Origin of the sequence: Bacillus sp. FSL R5-0447 (assembly GCF_038606125.1) — a bacterium.
Lineage (GTDB): Bacteria > Bacillota > Bacilli > Bacillales > Bacillaceae > Bacillus > Bacillus velezensis.
Map to the genome: position 1 here is coordinate 3,811,445 of NZ_CP152012.1, position 12,885 is coordinate 3,824,329.

Below are 12,885 nucleotides of genomic sequence, written 5' to 3' on the forward strand. Positions count from 1 at the left end.
CCCCATGAAAAAACCGGAAGACAAGCTGTCGTTTATGCAGACACTTCTCATGGTAAGCGGAACAATGATCGGAGCGGGCGTGTTAACACTGCCGCGCTCCGCCGCAACAGCGGACAGTCCGAGCGGATGGATCATTATTCTTGTGCAGAGTGTCGTGTTTATCGGCATCGTCCTGCTCTTTATGCCGTTTTTGCAGAAAAACAGCGGGGAAACCATTTATGAGCTGAATCAAAGCATCATGGGCCGCGCCATCGGTTCTCTTCTGAATTTATTCATCAGCTGTTATTTTGTCGTCACTGTCTGTTTTCAAGCCCGTTTTCTCGGTGAAGTCATCAATTACTTTTTACTGAAAAATACGCCGATGGGTGTCGTCATATTCATCTTTCTGGCGGTCGGCATTTACCATGTGACCGGCGGGGTCTATCCCATTTCAAAGCTTTATGCCTATCTGTTTCCGATTGCGATCGTCATCCTGATTACGCTGCTCATATTCAGTTTGAGACTTTTTAAGCTGGATTTCGTCCGCCCGGTCATGGAAGGAGGCTACAAAAGCTTTTTTGAGCTGTTTCCGCAAACCCTTCTGTATTTTTCGGGACTTGAGGTGATTCTTTATCTGGTGCCGTTTATGAAAAACCCGAAGCAGGCGAAAAAGGCGGCTGTCTTCGGCATCGCTGGCGCGAGCATTTTTTACAGCTTTACGCTGCTTGTCGTCATCGGCTGTATGTCGGTCGCTGAAGCCAAAACGGTGACGTATCCGACCATATCCCTGATTCATGCCTTGGAAATCCGGGGCATTTTCATAGAGCGGTTTGATATCTTTCTTTTAATTACGTGGACATGCCAGCAGTTCACCTGTATGCTCGGTTCTTTTAAAGGAGCGCATCTCGGATTAAACACCATTTTCAAACTGAAAAATAAAAACAATGCCTGGCTGCTGGGAGGCTTATTGGCAATGACATTCGGCCTTTCAATGTACCCCGATGATATCAACAGTGTGTTTGCATTCGCGAATATTCTCGGATATGCGTTTTTTGCCGTCATTATGATTCCTTTTCTCATCTGGTTTGTCAGCTGGATGAAAAAAATAGCTGGGAGGAAACAGACGTCATGACACTTTTCATCAAATGGGCGGCGGCGCTTTTCATACTGATGACGCTTTCAGGATGCTGGGACGCGAAGGAAGTCGAAAAGCTGTCTTTCGCCCGGGGGCTGGCGATAGACGAGACGAGTGACCGCCGATATAAATTAACCTATCAAAACCTGCTGCCCCAAAGCGAAAACAGCCAGGCTTCCGGCCGGCCCGTGTTTGTCAATGTGACGACGCGGGGGGATACCATTCTTGAAGCCGTCAGTGAAGTCGCTTTAAAAGATCCGCCTGTTTACAGCGATCACTTAAAAGTGCTGATATTCAGCGACAAATTGCTGGCCGACCAAAATATCCTGCAGATGATGAATCATTTTATCCGCGATGATGAATTAAGGCGGAGCAGCTATCTCTTCGCGGCAAGAGGAAAAGCGTCCGATATTCTGACGGAGCCGACGCCGAATCAGCAGCAGCCCATGGCCGCGGAAAAGCTGATCGACCTTACGAACAACGGCGGCTACAACGGGAAGATTTTACAACCGCTCCGAATCGGGAGAGCTTCGATTTACTGCCATAATAAACTCAGTTTTCTCATTCAGGCCGTCAGCAATCAAAAAGGAAAAACGGTGTATGACGGAGCGGCCATTATCAAAAACGCAAAACAAAACAGATTGGCGGGCTTTCTGTCATCATACGAAATACAGAGCCTGAATTGGCTGATGGGGACGATACGGGGCGGCGTGCTGCCCGCTTTGGATAAAGGGGGGCACCCGATTACCTTCGAGATCAAAAAATCAACATCCGTCATCACTCCCAGGCTGAAAAACGGGAAGCTGTCATTTCATGTAGCGGTAAAAACAAAAGGACTTTTGTCAGAGGATCAATATGCCGGAGAAGATTCATTCGATCAGCACTATTTAAACGGGCTGGAAAAGATTTTCGAAAAAAAACTGAAAAGCGATGTGAAAGAAGTCATCGATAAGCTGCAGAATCAATATGAAACGGACCCTGTATTCTTTTCTGACAGAGTCCGCATTCAATATCCCGACTATTGGAAGAAAGTAAAGCATCACTGGGATGAGACCTTCTCCGAAGCGGCCTTTGACTATGATGTTTCCATTCAGATTACCAACTTCGGAACGATGGGACGGTAGCCTTCAGCCTGTTTTTTCGACACGGAGGAGAATCTGATAAATCCGGCTTTGTTCGGGCAGCTGTGTCACCGGAAATTGCATCGATTGCGCCATTCGTGTGATTTCCTGTAAAAACAGCTGCACCCGCTCATCCACGTGAACATACGTATAGGACTGCTTTTTCACAGTAAATGTCTCTTCCGGAAAGAGCGTGCGCACCGTCTGCGGCGTAAAAAACCGCAAGTGGGTGCGGTCGAGAATGCCGGCGTCTCTGTATGTCCAGTCACCGAGCAGAAGCGGAAACAGCGCTTCGGCGTGGGAAATATTCGGAATGCTGCAAACGATTGATCCGGCAGGCGACAAATAGGATGAGTACGTTTCAATGACGCGCCACGGGTCTTTTAAGTGCTCAAGGATGTCCGCGAAAATGATGCAATCAAAAAAGCCTTCCGGATAAGGCAGCTTCACTTCTTCGACATCTTCCTGCAGAACCGCTTTATAATGCCCTTTTGCCGCTTGCGCCGCCAGCGGGTGCAGCTCTATTCCGTACAGTTCGCAAGGCTGTCTGTTTTGAAGTTCCAGCCCCGTAGCTCCCGCGCCGCAGCCGACATCAAGTATCCGTTTCGCCTCCCGGGGAACGAGCTCCGCAATTTCCGGTCTCGGATGAGTAAAATACGTAAAATCAGTGCCCCATTTTTCCGTAAAACGCTGGCGGTTCTCCGAATATAACTGATTGATATTGATATCCTGATTAGCCGTAAACGTCGCGTGACCGTGGTGATGCACAAAGGCATCGAGGGCGATGTGCAGGCTGTAGCCTTTTTGCAGGGCGCGCAGACATAGGTCATCATCTTCAAAAGAACCGTATCCGAATTGTTCATCGAACGGGCCGATGTCTTCAATGACGCTTCTTTTCACCAGAAGACAGAAACCGACAAGGCGCAGCACCCGCTTTGTATGATGCTTTTCCCGTTCGCAATACGCCTCCGCGAATGACTCCAGCTCATCAAGCGATTGATACGCGTCATGGATCATTTGCGCGCCGCTGACATAGTTGCTGACGGGCCCGACCATACCGGTTTTTTCAGATTGATACAGCACCCTCAGCATGGAGGTGAGCCAATTTTTCGTGACCATCGTATCGTTGTTCAGAAACAGCAGATTTTCTCCCCCTGCCGCTTCGATTCCCTGGTTGCACCCCTTGGCGAACCCGAGGTTTTTTTCATTTAGGATGACTTTGACGTCAGGCAGATTTGATATGTATTCTCTCGTTCCGTCTGAGGAACCGTTGTCAACTATAATCAGTTCAATCTTATCTTTGTCGGTGTATCGTTCAATGCTGGCCAGACATTTTTTCGTCAGCTCAAGTTCATTATATGTAAGGATAATAATACTCGTTTTCACCGGCATCCCCGCCTTTATCGTGACTTTATACAACGTATGACATATCCCCGTCATTTATGTGACCGGGCGCCCGCTCGGCATCCGTTTTGAGGGGGCCGGTGAATAACCGCCCCCCTAAAACTGAATATTACGGATGAACTGTCCGCCGATTTGATTCTGATCCCGAGCCTCCGTTACGGCTTTTCAGATCCTGCTCAATTTCTTCAAGGCTTTTCCCCTTCGTCTCGGTCACTTTAAACCGGACGAACAGGAATGCCAGTATCCCGATCGCGGCATAAATGAGAAATAAATAGCTGATGCCGACTGCTTCCATTAACATCGGATAGGTTAATGAGACAATCAATGTTCCGGCATGCAGCATCAAAGTGGAGACACCCGTCCCGATACCCCGGACATGCAGCGGGAATAATTCAGGAAGCATGACCCATACGGCAGGCCCCCAGCTGACCGCAAACACAATGATAAACAGGCCTAAACAAATCACCGTTGTCCATGATGCGGCTGCTGAATGTTCAAAGAAAAGATTGACCGCGGCCAATACGAGCAGACTGATGACCATGCCCGCATTTCCGGCCAGCAGCAGCGGCTTCCGGCCAATTTTATCAATGACTTTAATAGCCGCAAGCGTCATGATGACATTGACGGCGCCGATTCCGACCGTTCCCAATATAGACGCGGAATTGCCGAACCCGACACTGGTAAATGTTTTCGGGGCGTAATAAATAATTGTATTTGTCCCGATGAATTGCTGCAAAAAGGCAAGTCCGAGGCCGGCAATCAGCGCGGGTCTCACCCACGGCTCAAACAATTCTTTCAAGCCGCCTTCGTTTTCCTTTTCCGCTTCTTTCATCTGCTCAATCTCATCATCAATATTCTTCGTTCCCCGCAATGATGAAAGGATTTCTCTTGCTTTCTCTTCTTTGCCGATCGTAAACAGCCAGCGCGGGCTTTCCGGCATAAATAGGATTCCGATCAGCAGAATGACTGACGGCACAACCGCAAGTCCAAGCATCCAGCGCCAAGCGCCTGCATCGGCAAATATATAGTTCACGATATAAGAAACGAGGATTCCGACCGTAATCATCAGCTGATTCAGCGAAGAAAGCGCCCCCCGTTTATGCTTCGGAGCCAGCTCCGATAAATAGAGCGGAACGATCGTTGTAGATGTTCCGACAGCCAGTCCGAGAATGATCCGGAAAAGAACCATCACCTCTGTATTCGGGGCAAAAGCGACTCCTAAACCGCCTATACAAAACAGCAGCGCCGCTCCCATGATGGCCTTCCGCCTGCCGAACCGGTCGGTCAGTTTGCCGGCGAATCCCGATCCGAGAATCGCCCCCGCCAATAACGAACTGACGACGAGGCCTTCTGTAAAGGCGTTCAGTCCCAGTTCTTTTTTCATAAATAAAATAGCTCCGGAAATGACTCCGGTATCATATCCGTATAACGCGCCGCCGAGTGCGCCGAAAAAATAGAGCCATTTATTCGAGTGTATGCTTTTCATGTTATGTAGACTCCCTTCATCCAACGCTGTATCCGCGCGGAATTGTTCTACTGCTTCTTTTACCTGTTTTCGTCCGTTTCAAACCTTCCGCACCGTTAATATCCATTATTTTACTAATTATTTTTTGCAAAGCGACGAAACATTTCCCGCTTCCTGCCGTCCAATATAATGTGAACCTGATGCAAAAATAACAGTAGATGTTGTCGAAATAGAGAGAAAGATTTGGAATTTTCTCATTTGCAGAGTTGCTCCAAGTCAACAATTATGGTACGCTTCACAAAGAATAGAAACGAGAGGTAATGATATGGAAGAACGATCTCAACGCAGAAAAAAGAAAAGACGCCTCAGAAAATGGGTGAAATTTGTACTGGTATTCGCCGCTTTCTTATTGGTGATCGCCGGTTCCGTCGGCACCTACGCATTTGTGAAATTGAATAATGCGACCAAAGAAGCGCACGTCAGCCTTGACCGCGGCGACCAGTCCGTAAAACGGATCAAAGAATTTGACCCGAAGAAGGATTCTTTCACCGTATTGCTTTTAGGAATAGACGCCCGTGACAATAAGGGCGAATCAGTAGATGACGCAAGAAGTGACGCCAACGTGCTCGTCACCTTCAACCGGAAAAAGAAAACAGCGACGATGCTCAGCATTCCGCGGGATTCCTATGTCAACATCCCGGGACACGGCTATGACAAATTCGCGCACGCACATGCTTACGGCGGTTATAATTTAACTTATAAAACAGTAGAAAACATGCTTGATATTCCGGTAGATTATGTGGTTGAGAGCAACTTCGACGCGTTCCGCGATGTCGTCAATGAGTTGAACGGCGTTACGGTAAATGTGAAAAGCCAGAAAGTTGCCGATCGTATTAAAGTCGATACAAAAGGAAAAGTCGTGCTGAAGCCGGGCGTCCAGACGCTTGACGGTGAGCAGGCACTGGCTTATGTAAGAACACGCAAAGCGGACACCGATCTGATGCGCGGACAAAGACAGATGGAAGTGCTGAGCGCCATTATTAAAAAATCTAAATCGTTAAGCTCGATCCCATCTTATGACGATATCGTCGACAGCTTAGGGAAAAACTTAAAAATGAACTTATCTCTTAATGACGCCATCGGTCTGTTCCCGTTTATCACATCGCTGAAATCGGTGGATTCTTTGCAGCTGACAGGTTCAGACAGCTATATTTACACTCCTCAGTACGGCAAAAATATTTATTACTTCAAGCTGAATGAGGAAAACCTTCAAGAAGTGAAAACGAAATTAAAAAATGATTTAAACGCGTAAGACGTCACGGCGGGATTAGCAAATCCCGCCGTTTTTCTGTTGAAAAAAAGGACATGAAGGTATAGCCTTTTAACTGAAGGCTTTCTGCTGATTTCGCACAAAGCTGAACATACTACATGAAGCAGCTTTATTTTTAAGGAGGGCATCCATACATATGAAATTGATAGCCATTGACTTAGACGGCACATTACTGAACTCGGACAGTGTGATTTCTCCGGAAAACAGAGCGGCTTTACAAAGAGCGGATGAAGCGGGCATTCTCGTGGCCATCTGCACGGGCAGAGCCACGTTTGATGTAAAAGCGCTCTTGAAGGATTTGGATATTCCGATCATTGCGGCAAACGGCGGGACAGTCCATGACAAAGGATACCGCCTCGTCAGCCGGCTCTTAATGGATCAGCAGGCCGGGAAGGATATCGCCGCTTATTTAACGGACAAAGACATTTACTTTGAGGTCTATACAGATGATCATCTGCTGTCCCCATTTGACGGCGAGTCCAAACTGCAGGCAGAACTGGATATTCTGAAAAGCGCCAATCCCAAGGAAGATATTCAGACATTATGGGAGGGCGCAAAGACGCAGTTCAAACAATTCGGCATTAAACCCGTACAGGATATACAGGCGATTTTTAACGGAGACGAACATGTTTACAAGCTTCTTTGTTTCTCTTTTGATATGGAAAAACTGAGAAACGCCAAAGAAGAAATTACACATCATCCGAAATTATCCCAGACATCTTCCGGAAAACACATTATCGAAATCCTCCCTACCGGTTCCGGAAAGGGACGTGCTCTGACGGAGCTTGCCTCACTGTACGGAATTGAAAAACAGGATATTTACGCCATCGGCGACAGCCCGAATGATTTCTCCATGTTTGAAGCGGCGGGAAACCGCATCGCCATGGGCAATGCGATTGATGAACTGAAGGAAAAAAGCACGTATATTACAAAAAGCAACGATGAAAACGGCGTCGCGTATTTCATCAACCGGCTTCTCGACAACGATCAATAAAAGGAAAAAGCCAGGTCTTTCACGGCCTGGCTTTTCACGTTTCCCAAAAAAGAAATTCCTAAAAATGAAAATAAATTGTAAGATAAAGAAAAAAGGAGTTTCATGATGTCGAATGCAATCGCTATTATAGGATGTTTAGCTTTTCTCTGCGCAGTCGGATACGGAATATTCCACCTCAAATGCAAAGCTGCCAAAAAAGAAAAACGTTTTTCAAAAAAGCTGTTTTGGCGCCTTCTCATCGGCGGATTTATCCTGCTTCTGACCGGCGCCTCCCTCGCAGAGCCGGACGCCTCGGCCGTGAAGGCAGAGGAGAAATACAGCACCCTTGATACCGCTTATCAAAAATTGACGAAGGAACACCAGGCGCTTGAGAAAAAATATGAAAGCATCAGTGCCGCGGCCGAAAAGGAGAAATCCGAAGCCGAAGCCGGCAATGAAGAAAAACTCAGCAAACTCAGCCAAGAGATAAGCGAGCTGAAAAAAACAAACAAATCACTCAAACAAGACAATGAGACATTAAAAAATTCACAAAAGAAGCTCGAAAAGACCGCTGAAACGCTTCAGTCAGAAAATAAAACTTTAAAGCGGCAGAAAGCAGAAACAAAAACATCCGAAAACACGGAAACGGCGCAAAACAACGCCCCTTCCTCCGGCGGACATGCCGAAACGAAAGCAGCCGGCACCTCAAAGGGATGCGACATTAAAGGCAGCCGGAACGGCATTTATCACACGCCGGGAAGTACATACTACGACCGGACGACAGATCCCGCGGAAATGTTCTGTTCCGTAGAGGATGCGGTAGCGGCCGGATACAGAGCGCCGAAACGGTAAAAGAAAAAGACGTCAGAGACACTCTCTGACGTCTTTTTTTACGGAAGCCGGATGCCGCCCGCATATTTGTCCTTCCAATAAGCGCTTGTGTTCATATTTGTTATGGTAACGCCTGCGGACACGGTGACATGAATCACTTGTCCGTTCCCGATATAAATGGCCGGATTCAGGCTTTCCGCTTTAAAGAAGACCAGATCGCCGGGCTTCAGATCTTGTTTATCGACCGGAACGCCCGCCTGCATCTGCTTGTCCGCATAACGCGGCAGGCTGATTCCTTTCGCTTTTTGATAGATGTATTGAACAAATCCCGCCGTATCAAAGCCGGTTTCCGGTGAAACGCCGCCTTTCAGATAAGAAATTCCGATATGATCGGCCGCTGTGGACACAACGGGATTTTCTTTAGAAATGGCTAAATTGCTGAATCGGCGCACCCCTGTAAAATGTTTTTTCCAGTAATCTTCCGACAAATAAGAAATGGTGACTTTTGCGGAGCGGCTTGCTTGGATGAACCTTCCCTCTCCCGCATAAATGCCCGCATGGGAAATTCCTTTTTTATACGTGTCGCTGAAATAAATCACGTCCCCGGGCTTTATGCCGCTCAGTTTGATTTTCTCACCGACCAGCCACTGCTGTTCCGCTGATCTCGGCAGGTAAATGTGAAGCTTGTTTTCAAAAACATATTGGACCAGCCCCGAACAGTCGAATCCCTCCTCGGGCGTGCTTCCGCCGAATACATACGGAATGTCGAGGTAACGGGCTGCCTCCTGAACGATCGGGTCATCAGCCAGTTCCGGATCTTTTGTAATCCGCTTTGCGCCAAGATATAAATTCATCCAATAACTGCTTTTTTGAAAGCGTGTGACGGTTACGCCTTCTGACGGAGAACTGTGTATCATCTCTCCGTTTCCGATATAAAGACCGTCATGGACGGGCGCGTTTTGTGTTGAATCCGACTTTTTGAAAAACACAAGATCTCCCGGTAAAAGGTCATTTTCTTTGACGGCGGCTCCGACTTTCCATTGATCACTGACCGTTCTCGGCAGATGGATGTTCTGCCTGCTGAAAAGATAATGCATCAATCCGGACGGATCAAAACCGTCCTCAGGCTCTTCGCCTCCGTAAACATATTTATTTCCGACAAGTTTTTGCGCGTCTGAAACCATCAGGACAGAAACTTGAGAATCCGCTTCAGCAATTTCCGTTCTCGTTACTGCGGGTGCCACAAGACAAATCATAAGGCCGGCAAGGATGTACTTCCTCCAGCTTGTGAGCATGTTTTCTATTCACTCTCCTCATTTTTTGTAGTTTTTACATCGGTAACTTTTAACAAATGTTTAGGAGAGCACACAAAAAAAGAATGCCCGTTATGGGCATTCTTTACTGGATTCGGAACAAACAATATGCCGGCAAGCGGAATCATGCGCTTATTTTGCGCCCGCTGTGTCCTCTTGCTGAATTTTTTGCATTTCCGTGTCAATTTTTTGTTTTTCCTGATCTGTGAGCTGATCATTGTATTTAAACGCAGACATAAACATAAATACCATAATGATCGCGGCAAACGGCCATCCCGCTTTAATGATTTTCATTTGTTTTTCACTCCGCTTTCTTTTTTAAGATATCGCTGTGATCCACATCAAACGTTAATTTTCCATCCTTGACGCTCCAATCGAAATTCGATTCTTTCGTCAGTTCACGTACGATCGTTTTATGATTGATGCTGCCTTTTTTAACCGGCGCAGGCGTCGCTTCATGAATATTCATCGGCGTGACTTCAAAGCGTCCTGTGCCGTTTTTCTGCAGATGATATTGAACAAGCGCCGTGTCTCTCGTTCTTGTCCACCCCTGGTCGAATACGAAGTTGCCCAGGCTGTAGAAAATAACGGTGCCGTGGTACATTTCGATCGGTTCCAGCACGTGCGGATGGTGTCCGACGATAATATCCGCTCCGGCATCTGACATTGCTCTTGCCAATTGGCGCTGTCTGTCATTCGGATCATTATCGTATTCCTGTCCCCAGTGTGTTTGAACAATGACAAGATCGGCTTTCTTTTTGGCTTTAGAAATCATCGGAATAAACAGCTCTGGATCGGCCGGAAGCACACCCGGCGCATTTCGTTTAGCTGCAAAGCCTTTTCCGGAAACATCAGTGAAACCCAGTGTTGCGATTTTGATTCCGTTTACATCTTGATAAGAAATGTTCTGCTCGGCTTCCTTCAGCGTGAGGCCCGCGCCGACAAGTTCAAGATTTTGCTTTGAAAACTCTTCAACCGTATCCCGCATTCCTTGAGGGCCGTAATCCATCGCATGGTTGTTGGCTGCCGTGAGAACGGTGAAATTCATGTCTTTCAATACTTTTACGGCATCTTTGTTTGATTGAAGGTGGATATTTTTTTCTGCTTCTTTGTAGTTCTTTTTATATGTAACCGGGTTTTCAAAGTTCCCCGACACATAGTCGGATGCTTCGAAGAATGGCTTTGCGTAACGGAAGACACTCTCCGTGCCTTTATGCTTTGTCACTTTCTCGACATTCCGGCCCATCATAATATCTCCGACGAATGAGGCTGATACAAGGTCATCGGCATTTCTTTTCACACTCGGCGTTTCCGCCTTCCCTGTCAGGATGCAGACGAACATCAGGCAAAAGACGATCGGCAGCGCGATAAAAACGTGAAGATTGGTCTTCTTTTTCTGCTGTTTGGTCAGCTTCAGCAGTTTTTCTTGAAAGCTTAATTGTTTTTTCATCGTTTGACACACCTTACATTAGATTAAGTAGTAAGCAAACATAATGGCAAAAGTTGCGCCGCTTAAGAACAGCGTGCTGGCAAATGTAATCGTTAATCCCTGTTTCTGAATGGTATTGGCGATCAGACCCGGTACGATGATACCGATTCCTCGGAATTCTGATATCTCAAACGGTACGATCGGGTAAAGGAAATCAAGGGCGATTTTTAAGCAGATTCCCGTTATCAGCATAGCTGCGAATTTTCTGCGTCCGTACAAAATCATAAATCTGGATAAACCGTATTTGACGATCACGTATGTAAGAAGACTCACTAACAATACGAGTAAAATAAAGACCGGCTGGTTAAAAACGAGCCCTAAATAACCCGGCACGACTAAACCGGCAGGTACGATACCTGTTTTTTCCGCGAAAATTAAACTGATTAACACGCCTAAAATAAGTGAGATGTATAAATCTGATCCGAACATTTATCCTTTTCCTCCTAGCTAACGAGCTGTTTCACCTTATACTCTTGAATTTTTTCAATTAATGGTTCCGCTGAACCGTGGATATTGCCCACGCCATATATGACACGGTTTTGCATTCTTGTTTTCAGCACGTCCATGATTTCGTCTGTTGATTTATATTCCAGATCGTGCAATGTATCGGCAGGAATCTTGCCTTCTTCATAAGCTCTGACGATCGGTTCTGTCGTCTCGCCGATGAGTATGAGTTCCTTCGTTTTAATGTACGGAAGCACGTCGTTTGCGAACTGAATCGTTCTGTCCACACGGTCGGCGCGGCAGTTCATGATAACGATCGGTTCATCTGTCGGGTAGCCGATTTCCTTTACACGTTTCCATATATTTAAAGTAGAAGATGCATCATTTGCGGCAAAGCCGTTTACGAAATGACCGGGCTCCTTCGTGCTGAGCAGCGGCAGGATTCTCATGGCGCCAGGATCAGGCGGCGCATTCAGCATTCCTTTAAACGCCGTTTCTTCATCTATCCCAAGAGCCTGGGCAACGCCGAGCGCAAGGGAAGCGTTATCAGGAAAGACCATATATTCAAATTTTCGAAGGTATTCATCTGTAATTTTAGAGTTATCCGCAATAATGACCTCGGTATTCCGCTCTGCGGCTTTTTCTTTAAAGAAGTCTGTGTATTCACTGTCTGTAATGACAAGGTGACCGTTGTACGGTATCGTCGCGGTAAATGCTTCAGCGATTTCATCAAGCGTCGGCCCCATGACGTCCATATGGTCTTCAAGCACATTCACGATGACGCCGATGTTGGCTTGAAGGAGTTCTTCCTGAAAGATAATCTGATAATCCGGGTTTACCGCCATACATTCACTGACAATGGCATTGGCGCCCCGTTCTACGGTTTCCTTCATTACTTCTTTTTGCTCGCCGATATTCGGACCCTGCGGTTTCCGTTTGATCGGTTTCTCCTCAGGTGTATCCCAATAGATCATCCTTGCATCTGTTCCCGTCGTTTTTCCGACTGTTTTGTAGCCCGCCTCCATCAGTATTCCGGTCGTCAGCCTCGTTACGGTTGACTTTCCGCGGATACCATTAATATTGACGCGTACTGGCAGGGCATCGATATTCTTCTGATGCCGCCTTTTTTCAATGATTCCGATGATTAGTACGGCAGCACAGGCTATAATGAGTAACCACATTGATTTTTGACATCTCCTTCTGTATTGATAAATTCATTCATCAGTATATAGCTTCACTATGAATTCTCAATCGGCATTATGTAACATAATCTTCCCGCTTTCACTGAGCCAAACTTCTCTATTAGTGACGCTATTCTTCCTATTATCGAATTGCTTTTTTTGGGAATAGGCAGGACTTCAACCTTACTTCAATTTTTCAAAAGAAAAATGAATGCGTTTA

General features: G+C 46.6%; 12 protein-coding genes. 5 read left to right on the forward strand and 7 right to left on the reverse strand.

Going from position 1 to position 12,885, the window contains the following annotated elements; translation table 11 throughout:
- The first annotated feature begins 4 nt into the window (after nucleotides 1-4).
- Both NYE68_RS19130 and NYE68_RS19135 read left to right on the forward strand, forming a co-directional pair.
- Nucleotides 5-1,111, forward strand: coding sequence for a GerAB/ArcD/ProY family transporter (locus NYE68_RS19130; protein WP_040238808.1), 1,107 nt, complete (start codon nucleotides 5-7; stop codon nucleotides 1,109-1,111).
- Complete coding sequence (locus tag NYE68_RS19135) at nucleotides 1,108-2,238, forward strand: Ger(x)C family spore germination protein (protein WP_015418355.1); 1,131 nt, start codon at nucleotides 1,108-1,110, stop codon at nucleotides 2,236-2,238. The genes NYE68_RS19130 and NYE68_RS19135 overlap by 4 nt, the downstream gene beginning before the upstream one ends.
- Before the next feature lie 3 nt (nucleotides 2,239-2,241).
- Here the strand turns inward: NYE68_RS19135 and NYE68_RS19140 are convergent, their stop codons facing one another.
- Both NYE68_RS19140 and NYE68_RS19145 read right to left on the reverse strand, forming a co-directional pair.
- On the reverse strand, nucleotides 2,242-3,654 hold the full coding sequence (locus tag NYE68_RS19140) for a bifunctional glycosyltransferase family 2 protein/class I SAM-dependent methyltransferase (protein WP_077392091.1): 1,413 nt from the start codon (nucleotides 3,652-3,654) through the stop codon (nucleotides 2,242-2,244).
- Between the two features lie 94 nt (nucleotides 3,655-3,748).
- Nucleotides 3,749-5,125, reverse strand: coding sequence for a sugar porter family MFS transporter (locus NYE68_RS19145; protein ID WP_015418357.1), 1,377 nt, complete (start codon nucleotides 5,123-5,125; stop codon nucleotides 3,749-3,751).
- 304 nt (nucleotides 5,126-5,429) lie between these two features.
- Between NYE68_RS19145 and NYE68_RS19150 the strand changes: the two genes are divergently transcribed.
- The 3 genes from NYE68_RS19150 to NYE68_RS19160 all read left to right on the forward strand — a co-directional run bounded on the left by NYE68_RS19150 (nucleotide 5,430) and on the right by NYE68_RS19160 (nucleotide 8,259).
- On the forward strand, nucleotides 5,430-6,416 hold the full coding sequence (locus NYE68_RS19150) for an LCP family protein (protein ID WP_015418358.1): 987 nt from the start codon (nucleotides 5,430-5,432) through the stop codon (nucleotides 6,414-6,416).
- A gap of 154 nt (nucleotides 6,417-6,570) precedes the next feature.
- The gene (locus tag NYE68_RS19155; RefSeq protein WP_324636339.1) at nucleotides 6,571-7,428 is read left to right on the forward strand and encodes a Cof-type HAD-IIB family hydrolase; all 858 of its coding nucleotides are present in this window, start codon (nucleotides 6,571-6,573) and stop codon (nucleotides 7,426-7,428) included.
- Between the two features lie 105 nt (nucleotides 7,429-7,533).
- A complete protein-coding gene (locus NYE68_RS19160; RefSeq protein ID WP_324636338.1) occupies nucleotides 7,534-8,259 on the forward strand; it encodes a hypothetical protein in 726 nt (241 codons plus the stop codon).
- A gap of 38 nt (nucleotides 8,260-8,297) precedes the next feature.
- Here NYE68_RS19160 and NYE68_RS19165 read toward each other — a convergent pair whose 3' ends face one another.
- The 5 genes from NYE68_RS19165 to pgsB all read right to left on the reverse strand — a co-directional run bounded on the left by NYE68_RS19165 (nucleotide 8,298) and on the right by pgsB (nucleotide 12,665).
- Complete coding sequence (locus NYE68_RS19165) at nucleotides 8,298-9,533, reverse strand: C40 family peptidase (RefSeq protein WP_015418360.1); 1,236 nt, start codon at nucleotides 9,531-9,533, stop codon at nucleotides 8,298-8,300.
- A 150-nt stretch (nucleotides 9,534-9,683) separates the two neighbouring features.
- A complete protein-coding gene (locus tag NYE68_RS19170) occupies nucleotides 9,684-9,845 on the reverse strand; it encodes a hypothetical protein (protein WP_003151344.1) in 162 nt (53 codons plus the stop codon).
- A 7-nt stretch (nucleotides 9,846-9,852) separates the two neighbouring features.
- On the reverse strand, nucleotides 9,853-11,001 hold the full coding sequence (locus tag NYE68_RS19175; protein ID WP_007614174.1) for a CapA family protein: 1,149 nt from the start codon (nucleotides 10,999-11,001) through the stop codon (nucleotides 9,853-9,855).
- 18 nt (nucleotides 11,002-11,019) lie between these two features.
- On the reverse strand, nucleotides 11,020-11,469 hold the full coding sequence (gene pgsC, locus NYE68_RS19180; protein ID WP_003151340.1) for a poly-gamma-glutamate biosynthesis protein PgsC: 450 nt from the start codon (nucleotides 11,467-11,469) through the stop codon (nucleotides 11,020-11,022).
- A 14-nt stretch (nucleotides 11,470-11,483) separates the two neighbouring features.
- Entirely contained in the window at nucleotides 11,484-12,665 is a 1,182-nt protein-coding gene (gene pgsB / locus NYE68_RS19185) for a poly-gamma-glutamate synthase PgsB (protein ID WP_003151337.1), read from the reverse strand.
- Between the last annotated feature and the right edge of the window lie 220 nt (nucleotides 12,666-12,885).

What these genes read in the sequence shown, in the direction of transcription:
- NYE68_RS19130 (WP_040238808.1), top strand. Translation starts at nt 5, where the DNA reads ATGAAAAAACCGGAAGACAAGCTGTCGTTTATGCAGACACTTCTCATG.
- NYE68_RS19135 (WP_015418355.1), top strand. Translation starts at nt 1,108, where the DNA reads ATGACACTTTTCATCAAATGGGCGGCGGCGCTTTTCATACTGATGACG.
- NYE68_RS19145 (WP_015418357.1), bottom strand. Translation starts at nt 5,125, where the DNA reads ATGAAAAGCATACACTCGAATAAATGGCTCTATTTTTTCGGCGCACTC.
- NYE68_RS19150 (WP_015418358.1), top strand. Translation starts at nt 5,430, where the DNA reads ATGGAAGAACGATCTCAACGCAGAAAAAAGAAAAGACGCCTCAGAAAA.
- NYE68_RS19155 (WP_324636339.1), top strand. Translation starts at nt 6,571, where the DNA reads ATGAAATTGATAGCCATTGACTTAGACGGCACATTACTGAACTCGGAC.
- NYE68_RS19160 (WP_324636338.1), top strand. Translation starts at nt 7,534, where the DNA reads ATGTCGAATGCAATCGCTATTATAGGATGTTTAGCTTTTCTCTGCGCA.
- NYE68_RS19165 (WP_015418360.1), bottom strand. Translation starts at nt 9,533, where the DNA reads ATGCTCACAAGCTGGAGGAAGTACATCCTTGCCGGCCTTATGATTTGT.
- NYE68_RS19170 (WP_003151344.1), bottom strand. Translation starts at nt 9,845, where the DNA reads ATGAAAATCATTAAAGCGGGATGGCCGTTTGCCGCGATCATTATGGTA.
- NYE68_RS19175 (WP_007614174.1), bottom strand. Translation starts at nt 11,001, where the DNA reads ATGAAAAAACAATTAAGCTTTCAAGAAAAACTGCTGAAGCTGACCAAA.
- pgsC (WP_003151340.1), bottom strand. Translation starts at nt 11,469, where the DNA reads ATGTTCGGATCAGATTTATACATCTCACTTATTTTAGGCGTGTTAATC.
- pgsB (WP_003151337.1), bottom strand. Translation starts at nt 12,665, where the DNA reads ATGTGGTTACTCATTATAGCCTGTGCTGCCGTACTAATCATCGGAATC.